Origin of the sequence: Kitasatospora sp. NPDC059088, assembly GCF_042738155.1 — a bacterium.
Lineage (GTDB): Bacteria > Actinomycetota > Actinomycetes > Streptomycetales > Streptomycetaceae > Kitasatospora.
Window position 1 is genome coordinate 34,965 of the sequence record NZ_JBHYGR010000098.1, and the last position, 949, is coordinate 35,913.

The window sequence follows — 949 nt, forward strand, 5'->3', positions numbered from 1 at the left end:
GATGTGTGGGTGCGTCTCTGCTCCGCGGGGCGCGGGGCGGGGGCGCGCCGCGCCCCCCCGCCGGGGGGCCCCGGCGGCCCCCCCGCGCGGGGGGGGGGCCCCCCCCCCCCCCGCGTCATGCCACCCCGGCCTCGACGCCCCGGTCACGACACCCCGGCCTCGAAGGCCCCCCGCAGGTAGGCCGTGAACCGCTCGACCGTGGGACGTTCGTAGAGCGCCTCGGCACTGAGGCGCAGTCCGGTGAGGGCCTCGATCCGGTCCACGATCCCGGCCGCCAGCAGGGAGTGGCCGCCCAGCTCGAAGAAGTCGTCCCGCACGCCCACCGGTTGGATCCCGAGCGCCTCGGCCCAGACCTCGGCGATGATGCCCTCGATCTCGTCCCGCGGCGCCGCGTACGGCGTGCCGAGGTCCGGGCGGCCCTCGTCGGGGCGGGGCAGGGCCCGCCGGTCGACCTTGCCGTTCGGGGTCAGCGGCAGTTCGTCCAGGGCCACGAAGCGGCCGGGGACCATGTGCTCCGGCAGGCTGCGGCGGCACCAGTCCCGCAGCGCGGCGACCTCGGGCGCCCGGCCGCTGCGCCAGACCCCGTACGCCACCAGGACGGTGCCGCCCGGGAGGTCCTCGCGGGCCAGCACGGCGACGGCGAAGGCCTCCGGGTGGGCGCCGAGCACCGCCTCGACCTCGCCGAGGTCGATCCGCATGCCGCGCAGCTTGACCTCGTGGTCGATCCGCCCGAGGAAGTCCAGGCAGCCGTCCGGGCGGCGGCGCACCAGGTCGCCGGTGCGGTAGGCCCGGGCGGACGCCTCCGGGGAGCCGTCCTGCGGCGAGCCGGGCTGAGGCGAGCCGGGCTGCGGGGAACCCGCCCGCGGGGCGCCGCGGGGGGGGGGCGCCGCCCCCCGCGCCCCCCGGGGGCGGGGGGCCGCCCCGCGGCCGCGGCCGGCCCCCGCCCCCG

1 protein-coding gene is annotated in these 949 nt (G+C 80.5%); it reads right to left on the minus strand.

Annotation, left to right across the window (positions count from 1 at the left end):
• Positions 1-143: 143 nt before the first annotated feature.
• On the minus strand, positions 144-949 hold an 806-nt coding region (locus tag ACFWXO_RS32765; RefSeq protein ID WP_380528447.1), incomplete at its 5' end, for a phosphopantetheine-binding protein.